Annotated in this window: 8 protein-coding genes; 4 read left to right on the top strand and 4 right to left on the bottom strand. The window is 38.1% G+C overall.

What is annotated here, in order from left to right; genetic code table 11:
* The coding region (locus tag WBN20_RS03425) for a ribonuclease HII (protein WP_424280702.1) at window positions 1–2,090 on the bottom strand (2,090 nt) is incomplete at its 3' end.
* Between the two features lie 133 nt (window positions 2,091–2,223).
* Window positions 2,224–2,820, bottom strand: coding sequence for a ribonuclease HII (locus tag WBN20_RS03430; RefSeq protein ID WP_424280703.1), 597 nt, complete (start codon window positions 2,818–2,820; stop codon window positions 2,224–2,226).
* 218 nt (window positions 2,821–3,038) lie between these two features.
* Between WBN20_RS03430 and WBN20_RS03435 the strand changes: the two genes are divergently transcribed.
* The 4 genes from WBN20_RS03435 (at window position 3,039) to WBN20_RS03450 (ending at window position 9,373) form a co-directional block, all read left to right on the top strand.
* On the top strand, window positions 3,039–6,074 hold the full coding sequence (locus WBN20_RS03435; protein ID WP_424280704.1) for a SusC/RagA family TonB-linked outer membrane protein: 3,036 nt from the start codon (window positions 3,039–3,041) through the stop codon (window positions 6,072–6,074).
* A 21-nt stretch (window positions 6,075–6,095) separates the two neighbouring features.
* Window positions 6,096–7,544, top strand: coding sequence for a RagB/SusD family nutrient uptake outer membrane protein (locus WBN20_RS03440; protein WP_424280705.1), 1,449 nt, complete (start codon window positions 6,096–6,098; stop codon window positions 7,542–7,544).
* Between the two features lie 17 nt (window positions 7,545–7,561).
* Complete coding sequence (locus WBN20_RS03445; protein ID WP_424271086.1) at window positions 7,562–8,371, top strand: hypothetical protein; 810 nt, start codon at window positions 7,562–7,564, stop codon at window positions 8,369–8,371.
* Between the two features lie 321 nt (window positions 8,372–8,692).
* Window positions 8,693–9,373 (top strand): hypothetical protein, encoded by a 681-nt coding sequence (locus tag WBN20_RS03450; protein ID WP_424271087.1) that lies wholly within the window; start codon window positions 8,693–8,695, stop codon window positions 9,371–9,373.
* Window positions 9,374–9,410: 37 nt separating this feature from the next.
* Here the strand turns inward: WBN20_RS03450 and WBN20_RS03455 are convergent, their stop codons facing one another.
* Together WBN20_RS03455 and WBN20_RS03460 are read right to left on the bottom strand one after the other, a co-directional pair.
* Window positions 9,411–10,115 carry a hypothetical protein gene (locus WBN20_RS03455; RefSeq protein ID WP_424280706.1) on the bottom strand — a complete coding sequence of 235 codons (705 nt, stop codon included), beginning with the start codon at window positions 10,113–10,115 and terminating at the stop codon, window positions 9,411–9,413.
* The coding region (locus WBN20_RS03460) for a thrombospondin type 3 repeat-containing protein (protein WP_424280707.1) at window positions 10,112–13,962 on the bottom strand (3,851 nt) is incomplete at its 5' end. The genes WBN20_RS03455 and WBN20_RS03460, both read right to left, overlap by 4 nt.

Here is a 13,962-nt window from a genome sequence, read left to right on the forward strand (position 1 = left end):
GAATAGAGGGTACCTTTTTTATCCGTTACGATAAAATTATTTTTGTATAAATAAGTGTTATTAGAGGAAAATTCAATTTTCTCAGATACCTTAACTCGCGTATTACCTACGCGATTCATTATTTTAAGTTCTCCATTTTCCAACATAAAAACCAAATAATCTTTATTACCACTTTTAATATGTTTGGGTGCCGCAAGAACCGGACTGCCTGTATCTGTATATTTAAAACCCCTTACAATCTTACCTTTTGAATTATACATATAAACTTTTGATCCCTGGGTAATGACAAAGCGGTAATTTCTTTTGCCCTCATAATCGAATACTGCAAGTTCATTTAAGTTGCCGCCAGGGAAATTCATATTAAAAGGTGCTACTTCTTTGCCGTTTCTATCTAAAATCAGGAACTCATTCCCGGTGGTAAAGGCTAGTTGTAATCGTCCATTTTTATATAGGTCTACCTGACTTACCTTACCTTGTATTTTCCCTTTTAATTGTTTTTTCCATAATATTTTGCCTTGTGTCGATATCAAATACAAATTATTTTCCAGGTCCTGTACCACAATTTCTTTTTTGTTAGTCCTGTGGTTTTTTACAAATTGGGGGTTAGTAGCTAAATCGCTATCTAATTCTACCCGGAATAGCGCCGAAATAGTATTCCTCTCTTTTTCCTTATACTTTTTTTGAATAAGCAGGGTGGTATGATAAAAATTTGCATCGGCCACAATTTGTCCGGCAAAAATATAATTGGAAGCTTCTGTTTTATTAAAATCATTTAATAGTTCCTTAGTGCAATGCATTTTCAGGATATCTGCCATGCCCTTTGCATTAGCCATAAAAACAATACTCGATTCATCTGCGAGAACTTTATGTGCAGATTCATATAACATACTTTTATCAAATGTGGAGCCACTACTATTATCCCGAATTACCCCTTGTAAGACCTCAAGCTCTTCCGAAAAGATAAAAGTGTTTTCCAGAATAGTATAATAATTGGCTTTAAACTCCTTAAGCAGCGGATTAAAGTATTCATAAAGAAATTTATTACTGACAAGTTCGAAAGTTTCACGACCCATATATATAGCATTGTTGCTGCTTTTATCCTCCAGATACCGGGTGATGTTTTCTGCGCCATAGGTGCTTAAAATAACTGCTTTTTTGTTTTCAATAAACAGAACGCCAATTTCTTCAACGGTGTTGAAAACACTGTCTCTTTTAAACGCCGCCTCTAAGTAGTCTTTCTGATTTTGGGCAAAAACATCATAATTATCAAAAGAAAAGGAAATAAATGCATCTGTATTTGCGGGCATTTTTGCACCTAAGTTGCCAATCGCAGGTCTTGTATTCTTGAATAAACCAAGCAAGTTTTTTGTTGAATCTTTGGCAATTGATATACCATTCAATTGCAGGAAGTCCTGAGAAGGTTCTATATCAAAGGTTACCCAATCTGCAAAACCTGAAAATTGTATTGTAGTATCTTTTTTAAGAACATATTCATCCATCCAATTACTTTGTTCCAGATTCAGGTAAACAGAAGCAGATTTATCAATATTCGAAGTTTCAAACAGCGAATTTAGAACAGGGTCAATTTCGGTATTAATGTTATTAATGATTGCATCTATTAGATTAAGAGATGATCCAAGTATTATTTGCCGATCCAGTTCAATACTAAAAAAAGTACTTTGTTCTATTTCATATCTATTATAACTTCTGCCTTCATAAGAGACCGCTTCAATGGTGGGGCTTTTATCCTTATCAGGATTAATAAAACTCAGTGGTTTATCAGAAACATAAACGAATTCGGAATTTATAGAATCAATTTCAGTAAAGGCAAGGATGCCGCTGGTATCACTTTGAACAAGTTCAAGTACTTTGATCCTTCCAAGGATATGGTCATAATTTGTTGTTGAATACAATGGCTTTAAAAAGTCATTGTTTTTAAGCTCGCTTTTTAAATTCGTCAGATTGTTAACTTTAATTATTACCGAAGCATTTTGAGGGAGATAATCTAAAAGGGGTGTTGTAGATTCTTTTTGTTTCTGGCAGGAGAGGATGCAAAAAACAATGAATGTGAAAACTAATTTAAATCTCATGTATAATGCTTTGTGGCAAATTTATAACTTTATCTACTTTTATCTATGCCACAAGCAGGGAAGTTATTTAGGATATAAAAACGACATGGCTTTCGGGGAATTTAACTCAAATGAAATATCTGAATGGGGTATATTATATGTTAAGCGTTAATTGTACAGGGAATAATTTAAAGCTCTTTCTGTGATATTTGGTAATGCCGTAATCTATTATTGCCTGTCTATGCTCTTTGGTACCATAGCCTTTGTTCTGTTTCCAATTGTACATCGGAAATTCTTCATGTATTTTTTCCATAAAGGCATCTCTATAGGTTTTAGCCAATATTGATGCTGCAGCAATACTTTGAAACTTGCTATCCCCCTTTACAATGCATTTATAAGGGATTTCATTAATAGGCTTAAACCTGTTACCATCCACTATTAAAAACTTTGGTACTTTAGACAGCTTGCCAATAGCCTTGTGCATAGCAAGGATTGAAGCGTTAAGAATATTAATATCATCAATTACATCTGTTTGTATATGTGCAATACCATAACAAGTTGCACTAACCTCAATAAGAGGGCGCAACCTGTTTCTGGTAGATACGGATAATTTCTTTGAATCATTAAGAGATTCTTCTGCAAATGAGGTTGGCAATATTACCGCAGCTGCAGTAACCGGTCCTGCCAGGCAGCCTCTACCCGCTTCATCTGTTCCTGCTTCAAATTCTTTTTCCTGATAGTATTTTAACATTTTCCTGACTTATATTGCCTCAAAATTTACGAGATTTTAAAATATATCCGTTTATTTGCATAAAAATTAAACATAATATAATTATCTCGCCCTTATTTTTAGAATATCGTAATAATTAGGCATATTTTAACATAAAATAACCTGCAACCTATATATTTCTTGCATAGTTAACTTTTAATTGAGACTTTTGACCCGACTAATTCAAAAATTCTATTTAAATGAGATCAAAGTTAACTTGGATGTTAACGCCTCTTTTGGTGTTGACAATGTCTTTTGGTTATGGACAACAGAAGACAGTTTCCGGTAATGTGACAGATCAGGACAATCTTCCTTTACCAGGAGTATCCATTGTGGTTGTAGGAACCACTAATGGAGCACAGACAGATTTTGACGGTAACTATACAATTACTGCCGGAGAAGGCGAGGTATTGCGTTTCAGTTACCTGGGACAAAAAACTGTGGACATGATCATTGGCGCAGCCAATGTTATTAACGTGAAAATGGAAGAGGATGCAGAAACTCTCCAGGAAGTTGTAGTTGTTGGGTATGGTTCAAAAGCAAGCGAACTAAATACCTCGGCGGTTTCTACAATAAGCACGGAGACCATTGAGGCATTTGTGCCATCAACGAGTATTGATAACATTCTCCAGGGTCAAGCTGCGGGTGTTCAGGTTACTGCTGCAAACGGCAGGCCTGGCCAGACTGCATTTGTGCAGATCAGGGGTGTTGGTTCCATTAATGCCAATACTACTCCTTTATATGTAATTGATGGAATTCCTGTAGGAGCAGATTTCGTTAATAACTTAAATCCGAATGATATTGAAACTTTCTCTATCCTAAAGGATGCGGCTACCATATCTAAATATGGTTCCAGAGGGGCAAACGGGGTTGTCTTAATTACTACCAAAACTGGTAAAAAAGGAGATGCTAAGGTAGTACTTAGATCTTCCTATGGTTTTGGGGAGCGTATTAAAGACCCTTTTGATATTATGAATGCATCACAGAAATTGGAGCTGGAACGCCAGTTTGCAGATCTTGGTGTTAATGCAGCGCTAAGCCTTCCGGGAGCTTCTGCTACACCGGCGGAATTGCAAAACTTTCTTGCAAATGACACCAATTGGGAAGAGGAACTTCTTCGCAAGTCAGAAATTCAATCTATTAATTTATCAGTTTCCGGAGGTGATGAAAGACTTACTTACTTTCTAGGTCTTGGTTATGACAAAAATACAGGTATTGTAAAAAATATTAAAGGATTTGAAAGACTATCAGCACGTCTGAATACTACGTACCAGGCTAAAGAATGGTTAAATATAGGCACCAATCTTTCATTTGCCAGGAGTTATGAAGAATTAACTAGGGATAGGAATAACGTACAGAACCCTTTCAGGGGATTGTATGACTACAATCCATGGGATCCACTTTTTTTAAGAGATGGAAATAACGATGTTGTCCTTGACGAGCAGGGGAATCCTGTTTATAATCCAACGACTACCGGTTTCCCAATAGCTCTTGCAATACAAACAGAGCCTGAGAATGAACGAAACTTCCTTATCATAGGTAGTTTATTTGCGGACATTAAGTTTTCTGATAAATTCTCAAACCGTTTTTCCATTGGCGCTACAAACAACAGGTTTAACAGGACCAGTCGTTCTATATCAGGAGGAGTGCTGCAAGGATTTATTGGCGATGCCAATTTTCCCGGGACTCAGACAGATAATTTCGATAATACTTTGGAATACAACGTAAATAATTTATTAACGTATAGTGATACTTACGGTGGATTTCATAATTTGACGGTTAGTGGTTTATTTGAATATAACGAACGCATCTTTACCGACTTGTTTGCTACGAGTAGAGGTTTCCCCTCTCCGGATTTCCCATATCAGGATGTAGCTGCAGAAGCAACAAGCGCAGGTTCCACTGAAGAAAGGAGAAGATTATTTTCCTTAGGTCTTTTTGCAGACTATGATTATGACGGTAAATATGTTGTTTCAGCTTCCATCAGAAGGGACGGTTCTTCAAGGTTTGGACCTGATAATAAGTATGGTACATTCTACAGTGGTAGTGCCGCATGGAATATTGCCCGTGAAAGCTGGATGGAAGGTTCTGTTTTTAACAATTTAAAACTTAGGGCTTCTTACGGAACATCAGGTAACCAAAATATTGGTGATTTTGAATATTTAAATTTATTGGGCTTTAGTACCTATAACGGCTTTACTGCTGCAGTGCCTCTTGGAGTTGGGAATCCTAATATTCAATGGGAATCACAGGCTATCCTGGATATTGGTTTAGAATTTGGATTGTTAAACAACCGTATTAGCGGTGTAATAGATTACTTTAAGAAAAATTCGAAGGATCTACTATTAAACAGGCCTATTTCCCAAACCATTGGGGATGAGGATAATTCTATTTTAGCCAATATTGGTGAGGTTGAGAATAGCGGCTTTGAAATTTCCATAAGTGCAGATATTATAAGGAATCAGAACTTTACCTGGACTTTAGGAGGTAATATGGCAATCATAGACAACAAAGTAGTTTCCCTGGTTAATGGAGAAGATATTATTAATGGAAATACCATCCTTAGGGAAGGTGAAGAAATTAATTCCTTTTTCTTGGAACGTTATGCCGGTGTAAATCCTGCGAATGGAGAACCGCTTTATTTGGATACAGATGGCGTAGTTACTAGTCAGTACAGTCCTGGATTCCAGGTATTGTTACCCGGTAAATCTCCTCAGGCAAATTTAGAAGGAGGATTTTTTACCTCATTAAGATTTAAAGGAGTTGGCTTACGGGCTGATTTTGTCTACAAATCTGGGAATTATATTCTTAACTTCCAGAGGCAAGCAGGTGTTGCGATTGGGAACATAAACAGGAACCAAAGAGTTGAATCCTTTAATTACTGGAAGCAACCCGGAGATCAGAATGTATTGCCCAGCCCGTTATTTCAAAACACTGCGGATCAGGCTACCGATAGATTCCTTGAAAGGGGAGATTATGTAAGACTAAGAACCCTTACTTTAGATTATAGGCTTCCAACGAAATTGCTGGACAATACCGGATTAGATTCCTTCCGCGTATTTATTACGGGACAGAACATATTAACAATTACAAATTACAATGGAGATCCTGAGATTGGTTTGGGTTCTGCAGAAACAGCTGAAGAGGGTGATCCCGGATTTGTACCCGGAGAATTCTCATTATTCAGTTATCCTCAAGTACAATCCTATACCTTTGGGGTAGAAATTGGATTTTAATAACAAAATACAGATAAAGAAATGAAAAATAATATAATTAAATTATCGTTTTTGTTTTTGTCATTCGGTTTTTTTGCCTGTGATGACGAAATCAATGAATTGCAGCCTTTTATAGAAGGTAATCCGGAGACATTTTTTAACTCCGTTGCTACATTTCAGAATGGCGTTGACGGAATTTACCGACAGTTTTGGCTATACTATTCCGATTCCGATTCCGGATTGCAGGGAATTCCTGATATCCTTTCAGATAATGTGATCTTGGTACAGACAGGTCGGACTTCAAATGAAGACTATTTCGATTACAGATATGTTGCCAATACTGCTGGTGCAATTCCACTGTATTGGAGTGAGGCATATGAGGCGGTGAACGCAGCTAACCTTGTCATTGGGCAAATTGATAACCTTGCAGATGGTCCGGAAAAAAATAATATTTTAGGACAAGCTTTGGCAGCAAGAGCTCTGGCACATTTTGACCTGGCACGCCTTTTTGCAAAAATACCAACACAGAGTGCGGATGCTAATAGTTCACCAGGAATTATCTATGTAAAAGTAGAGGATGGTGATACCGGGGATCCTGGAGCGGAGCCTGCCAGAGAACCTGTAGCCAGTAACTACTCAGAAATCATTGATGACCTTGAAAGGGCCAGTTTGTTGATAGGAGACGCTAATGGACAAGGCAGATTGGACAGAAATAGTGTTTTTGGAATTTTATCAAGAGTATACCTATACAATGGGGAGTATGCAAAAGCTGTTGCAGCTGCAAATCAGGTGACTACACCTTTAGCTACTCCGGCGGAATTAGATGGTTTATACACTGATTCTAATGAAGCAGGTATTGTTGTTAAATGGGCTGTTAATACTACATCTGAAAGCAATTTCGCTAATGTAGGTGTACTATACAGTCAGTCTAATTCTTCGTCAACAATCTCGGAGTATGCAATAGACCTTGAATTTTTTACTAATGTTGACGCCAATGATTTAAGAAGGAATGTAATGCAGTTTATTGGCACAAACCAGGGGAACGATTATAATGCAGTTAAAAAATTCCTTGGGGAAACAGGTCAGGTAAATGGGCGTGTGGATATAAAAGTAATGCGTGCGGCTGAAGTGCTTTTAAACAAAGCGGAAGCTCAGTATGAACTTGGACTTGAAACAGCTGCCCTTGCCAGTCTAGATGAATTGAGAGACCAGCGCTATACTTCTTATACCGGTGGTGAAAGCGGACAAGCACTGGAAGATGCAATTCAATTTAACAGAAGGGTTGAGCTTTCGTTTGAAGGACACCGTTTCTTTGACATTAAACGTAGAGGAGAGGCAATTAACAGGTCTGTTTTTGGAGACATAATTGATGGTTCCGGGACACCAGCTGAGGTACTTACGTTATCCGCCGGGGATTTTAGATTTCAACTTCCTATTCCGATAGATGAGATTAATGCCAATTCCAATATGGAACAGAACGAAGGTTATTAAAATTTAAAACAAAAAAGATGAAAAGACTTTCTTATAAAATTTCGACTTTCCTTGTTGGGATATTCTTAGTGGTATCTTGCGCGGATAATGATATTCCTATTTACGATACTGTAAACGGACAGACACTGGCCCAATTTAGCCTTACTTCTGCTTTACTTGGTACTCCTGCAGAAGGAGCATCCGTAGACGTAGATGTTACAGTGACGACCAAGACAGATAGTGAAAGAACTATTACTTTGGCAGTTGACCCGTCTTCAACGGCGACATCCGATCAATATACAATTGGTGGTGATCTGGTAATACCTGCCGGCTCTTTTGTTGGTACCATAACAATTGCCAGTAACTTTAGTGCATTGCCAGAGTCAGGATCAACCGTTTTGACACTTAATTTAACTGATGTTTCAGGTTCAAATGATATTACATTTACTAATTCAACCTTAAACGTCGAGTTCTTTAGAGAATGTCCTCCTGCACCGACTGCAGGTGATTGGATTGTGAATATGGAGGATTCTTTTGGGGATGGCTGGCAAACCGACGATGGAAATGGAGGGTCGGGCCTTACCTGTACCTTGAGCACAGGAGAGGTTTTTGAAGTGGGGCTATGCAATCCATATGTGGCTTCACCATACGACTGTACACCTGAATTCTCAAGTGGCTCTGCAACTATTACTATTCCGGCGGGTGTTGAATCTGCAGAGTGGTTTTTCCCAGGGGATTTTTACGGCGAAATTTCTTTTACTATCGTTGCTCCTAGTGGAAATGTTGTAGCCGATTATCCGCAAGGATCAGGGGCAGGACCTATTCTTATTGATTTCTGTAACCAATAATCACAGTTAGAACAGAGAAATAAACCAATATAAGGTAATTGTAAAGCCGCCTATTTTTAGTGCGGCTTTTCTTTTGGCAATAAGTTTCTCTCTTTTTACTGTAGAATTTCCATTAAGAAAAAAGTATTTTACTATTATTTAAATTGCCTATTAGCCAATAAAATTTTTTATCGGGAAGTGTTTAGTATGAGCAGATCTGATGTTGAATGTCCTCCTTTTTTGGAGACTGTTCAATGAGGTTAAATCTTATGGATATTATAACATTTAATATATTATACAAGGATATATAATAAGGTATCTTTGTGCAGCTAAAAATTGACTATGAAAGTTCGATTCTATTTCATTTTGTTGGCACTACCAATGCTTTGTTATTCGCAGGCTGGCCCTGTGAGTTTTGGCTCACCCTATGGTGGGGCAGTATCATTTCTAACGAAAAATGCTGATTATTCAGATTTGGATGCGGAGGGATCTGAATATTTTGATGAAACCTATAAGATGGGTGAGGTAAGTATAAGGGGCAAAGTAGAACTGCGTGGAAAAATGCGCTTTAATGCTTTTAGAAATGAGATTCAGGTAATACAGGGAGGAAATGAATCATTTCCATTGCTAAAAAGATCTTATATAAAAGCAACAATAGGCGCTAAAGTATTTGGAATTTACCTTTACGAAGATGCTAAAGGAAATAACAGATCCAGTTATTTTAATCCCTTAAATGAAGGCACGGCGGTTTTGCTATATAAACCCGAGATAAAATTAAAAAAGGGCAGGATTCCTGCTACTTCCTATGACAGAACGGTTCCTCCCACTTTTATTGATGTTAGCTCCTATTATATCAAAAAAGGAGATAAAACAGCCAAGAAAATCAGACTTAAAAAAAGTGATATTTTAACTTCTTTAGCAGATAAAAAAAATGAGGTTCAGGCTTATATTAAAGATGAAGGGCTGAGTTTAAAAAAAGAGGCTGATCTGATTAAATTAATGGACTATTACAATTCAATATAGTATTGCATCATTATTATTTATTCTTCCCAGGTATTCTTTATTGAACGCTGAATTCAAAAATTTCAGACTCAGAACTGTTGCCCTGGCTATCTTTGCTAATTACACGCCAATAATAAACTCCTGTTGCTATAGTGGCGTCGATAAATGTATCTGAAGTAGAACCTAATAAAGCAGAAGGATCACTAACGGTATCAAAGAGAACATCATATTCTGTAATATCATTGTCCACATCGCTACCAGACCATTCTAATTGTACTGTTCCGGAATTGTTAATAGTTTCACCTCGCCCAGGATTCAATGCTTCAGCCGGAAAAGGAGCATAGTTTTCAACTCCCGCACCTTGATTATAAAACTTCCAGATGCTGCTGGAAGCAGTTTCATTGGTGCCATTTGCTTTAGACACAACAAACCACTCATATGGTACACCACGTTGCAAAGTGATATCGGCAGAATTAGTGTTAGAATTAGTCGTTAAACTTGTATTGGTGTTCAGATTTCTTAGGTTAACTTCATAGCTATCTGTATTTTGAGAAGCGTTCCAATCAAAAGTTACAGTGCTTTGAGTCTCATTTACTACCACACCCTCGTTGCACTCGGTATTATTGTCCGGAAATACCAGGGTTGCTGCCAAAGGAGCGGGCACCGGATCCGGATCGGGATTAGCATCAGGGTTATTATCACTACCTCCACAGGCGGCAATAAAAAAAATGGCTAATACGAAAATTCCATATTTTAATTTCATCGTCTTATTATTTTATAATTCAGTAATGATTTATTGGTTTTAATATTTAACATGTAAATCCCCCTGGAAAGGCCGTCTACATTAAATTTCACCTCATTTTCCGAAACACGGTAAGTCTTAGTAAAAACTTTTGTGCCATTTACGGAATACAAAGATAATTCAACTTCATCTAAATTGCTATTACCCAGATATAAACTTAATTCACCCTCGGAAATTGGATTGGGGTAAATAAATAATTCAGAACTGAGTACTATCGTCTCTTCGTAAATACCCTGACAATCCTTATCTGTTTTTACGCTTAAAACATTTTCAACCTCCGTAAGTGTTAAGGTTATTTCACTTTCTGAAGTTCTGTATTCTTTGTTATTTAGGTTAATAATATAATTTTTTCCACCATACAGGCCTAGTGTAACCTTATTAGCTTCAGAACTAATTTTGGAAGTCACGGAAAGTCCATCAGGTTCCGTAATGTTAATATCATAACATAATTCGTAACCACTTTCATCTTCTACTGTAATACAAACACTATAGTCACCTGCTGCAAGGTCTGTAAAGGATACAGAATCTGAAAAACTACTATCCAGGCTGCTGCCATTACCACTCAGTGTAGCGGTATAATTTAAATTGGCCTGGGCCGCTATAGTAATACTGCCATCATTACTTGAACTACAGGATTCCCCGGTGGTGAGTATTTGAAAGTTATTCGCAGCTAATGAAAATATAGTGCACCCTGTGATATCAACAACATCATTCAGAGGCGTATTTGGGCAAACATCTGCTCCATTGGGCACGCCATCATTATCGGCATCATTGTCACAAACATCACCTATTCCGTCTTCATCAGCATCTGCCTGATCGGCATTAGCAGTAAGAGGGCAATTATCTTCCGTATCCAGGACCCCATCATTATCATCATCAGTATCACATGCATCGCCTTCTCCATCGTTATCACTGTCTACTTGATCTGCATTACCAATTAAGGGACAATTGTCATTTACATCCAATACCCCATCATTATCGTCATCGTCGTCATCCTGAAACCCTGTAACGACTAAATCGTCAATGACTACTCCGTCCTGGTTTACTGACTGATCTGAGACAAAAGCTATTCTGAATACCACGTTTTGCTCATTGGTCAAATCTGTTTCGCCTCTGGCGGCATTAAGAGCAAAATCATAGGCATATTCGGTGATCGTTGCATTTGTTTCTGTCCATTGGGCGCCAGGGCAATTCTGGCAATCATCTTCATCCCCGGAGGAAGCGTTGGTTCTGTCGCTGGTATACCAATTGGGTTCGCTGTCTACTGTACCGAGTACATTCCATGAAGTGCCGTCGTCAAGCGAGTATTCTACATAAACAATGTCAAAATTTGGTTCTAAATCATAAGCCATCTTAAACTTAAGAACTGGCGCTAAAATATTTGAAAGTTCATAGCAGTTGCTAACCAGGTAAGACGCAGTTTCGTCTGGGTGCCTGCCATCCAAATTAGTAGCATAGACCTGTTCTCCTGAAGCTGCCTCGTTAAGAACAGCCCCGCTGGGGATGCCTTTTTCCCATGTGCTTACTCCCCCGGTTTGGTTATATGTGACCAGGGTTTCCTCTACTGTTTCAAAAGTGTTTACCAAATCGCCAATACCAAAGTCATTCACGTAAAATGTACTTGAGACACTATTGTTATCATCATAAGTGTCATTTGTAATGGTAACGGTTACTTCCAGTACAGATTCCCCTATGTTATTAATATTCTGTGAGGGGAGGGGAATGGAAACAGTTTCTTCGCTAAGAATTGTACCGCTACTCCATGTAAAATCTTGTGGAGAACCCCCATTTATGGAATAGGTAACATCAACTGCTGTAATGGGGTTAAGCCCTTTATTTTGAACTATTATTTCAGGGAAGATTTCACCGCACAAGACGTTGCCCGGGATTGGTGAAACAGACACTAATTTAATGTCGTCGTCAGGGACCTGAATATCAATTGGTGATTGCCATACACCTCTTCCGTAAGTACTTGCTACAATAACTTCATCATCAATACTAATTTCCAAATCACTTATACCAGTGTAGGGCAAGTTGGTAAAATAATCTTCCCATTCTGTGAGGGTATCGTCTAAACGATAGACTCCGCCACTTGTGCCCACAAATATTGGATTGTTCGTGTCCCGGCCTTGGTGTATTATGGATAAAAATGCCAGATCTGTAGGAATATTATAGGTAATGTTTTCAGCTGTGGCTGTATTCCCATTTATAGTAACTTTATATATACCCCTTTCATCTGAGGATCCAAAATCGGGGAGTGTGTCAGAGAACAAACCTGAGGTAGTTAAATAAACGATATTGGAATCATTGCTATTAATGGTGATGTCTGAAATATCAGAATCAAAACCTTTTAAAGGTATAAAGGTAGCCCCGCCATTCTGGCTCCTATATAAAAAATTGTCTTGTACAACAAAAAGTGTCATAGGGTCATTAGGGTCAACCTCCAGATCATCAATATTTCCGGAGCCGATGGTTGTTGAGACTTTTTCCCAGGAACTGCCAGATAATTTATAAACAGCGTCAAAACCGGAATATACATCTCCTTCACTACTAATTGCAAGGGGTGTGACCCAATTGCCGCTAATTTGATCCCCATTATCATCCAACGGAGGTGAAACACCCCCAAGATTCTGACCGGTATTAGTGGTTATGAACAAGACGATACCATTTTGTGCAAAACCATAGATGAGATTGCTATTGGTAGGATCAATTTCATAATCCATGCCGTCTCCTCCTGAGAATATATTCCATACCTGATTATTATAGACAAAACCTGAGTTGTCCTGAGTGCCGCCTGCTATCTTAGCAGCATTATTTTTGCCAATTGAAATTCGATAAAACTGTGTAATGGCCATTCCATTGGTTTTATCGGCAAAAGTAATTCCATTGTCTTCAGATACATATAATCCGCCGTCTGTACCTGCAAATAACTTATTATTAAAGATCTTTAAAGTATGGATATCTACATGGGTATAGGCTGGTGTTACATCTGAATCATTGTTATTTAGGCGGTTAAAAGAGTCACCTCCGTTTGTGCTTTTCCAAATGTTAATTGCTCCTGTATAAACAACATTCGCATCTATTGGGGAAACCTCCAAAGCAAGATCATACCAGGCTTGGTTGCGTTCAAGAATATCTGTATTATTTAGACTTCGCGTAAATGTTTCACCGCTGTCTGTTGATTTATAGAATCCCTGAAAGGAATAACCCTGCTGTTGTACATTTGCGCTTAGAATATAAACGACATCAGGGTTAGCGGGGGTTACCCCCAAGACTAATCTTCCCGAGCTTGTGGGAAGGTTATCAGTAACCTGAAAGAAATCTTCCCCATTGGTAGATTTATAATATGAACTACTTGACACAGCGTAGACAGTATTGTTGTCTCCGGGTTTTAGCTTAAAATCTTTTATGTTCCCATTTCTTTTTGTTTCCCAGTTATCTCCACCATCCACAGATTTTAATAGTCCTTTATTGGTTCCAACCCAGATGATATCAGAATTGGTTGGATCTATAGTAATTTCATTCATTACCCAACTATAATCTGTATTACTGGCATTTAAGCCTGTTTCATTCCATGTGACTCCCCCATCCAGGGATTTATATACGCCAATACTGTATGAATCTGCGGCATCATCGTCTCCGGTAGCTATATATACAATATTGGAGTCATTCTTATCTATGGCAATTCCGGAGACTCCAATCTGTGGAAAATCGTCAAAAAGGGTAGTCCAGGTGCTACCTGCATCGATACTTTTCCATAGGCCACCAGCCGGTGCACCTGCAAACCAGATATTTTGATCATTAGGAT

The organism is Eudoraea sp., assembly GCF_049665975.1.
In the GTDB taxonomy this organism is placed as follows: Bacteria; Bacteroidota; Bacteroidia; order Flavobacteriales; family Flavobacteriaceae; genus Eudoraea.

Bases quoted from the DNA above. Each gene is read 5' to 3' on its own strand.
- WBN20_RS03430 (WP_424280703.1), bottom strand. From the start codon at position 2,820: ATGTTAAAATACTATCAGGAAAAAGAATTTGAAGCAGGAACAGATGAA.
- WBN20_RS03435 (WP_424280704.1), top strand. From the start codon at position 3,039: ATGAGATCAAAGTTAACTTGGATGTTAACGCCTCTTTTGGTGTTGACA.
- WBN20_RS03440 (WP_424280705.1), top strand. From the start codon at position 6,096: ATGAAAAATAATATAATTAAATTATCGTTTTTGTTTTTGTCATTCGGT.
- WBN20_RS03445 (WP_424271086.1), top strand. From the start codon at position 7,562: ATGAAAAGACTTTCTTATAAAATTTCGACTTTCCTTGTTGGGATATTC.
- WBN20_RS03450 (WP_424271087.1), top strand. From the start codon at position 8,693: ATGAAAGTTCGATTCTATTTCATTTTGTTGGCACTACCAATGCTTTGT.
- WBN20_RS03455 (WP_424280706.1), bottom strand. From the start codon at position 10,115: ATGAAATTAAAATATGGAATTTTCGTATTAGCCATTTTTTTTATTGCC.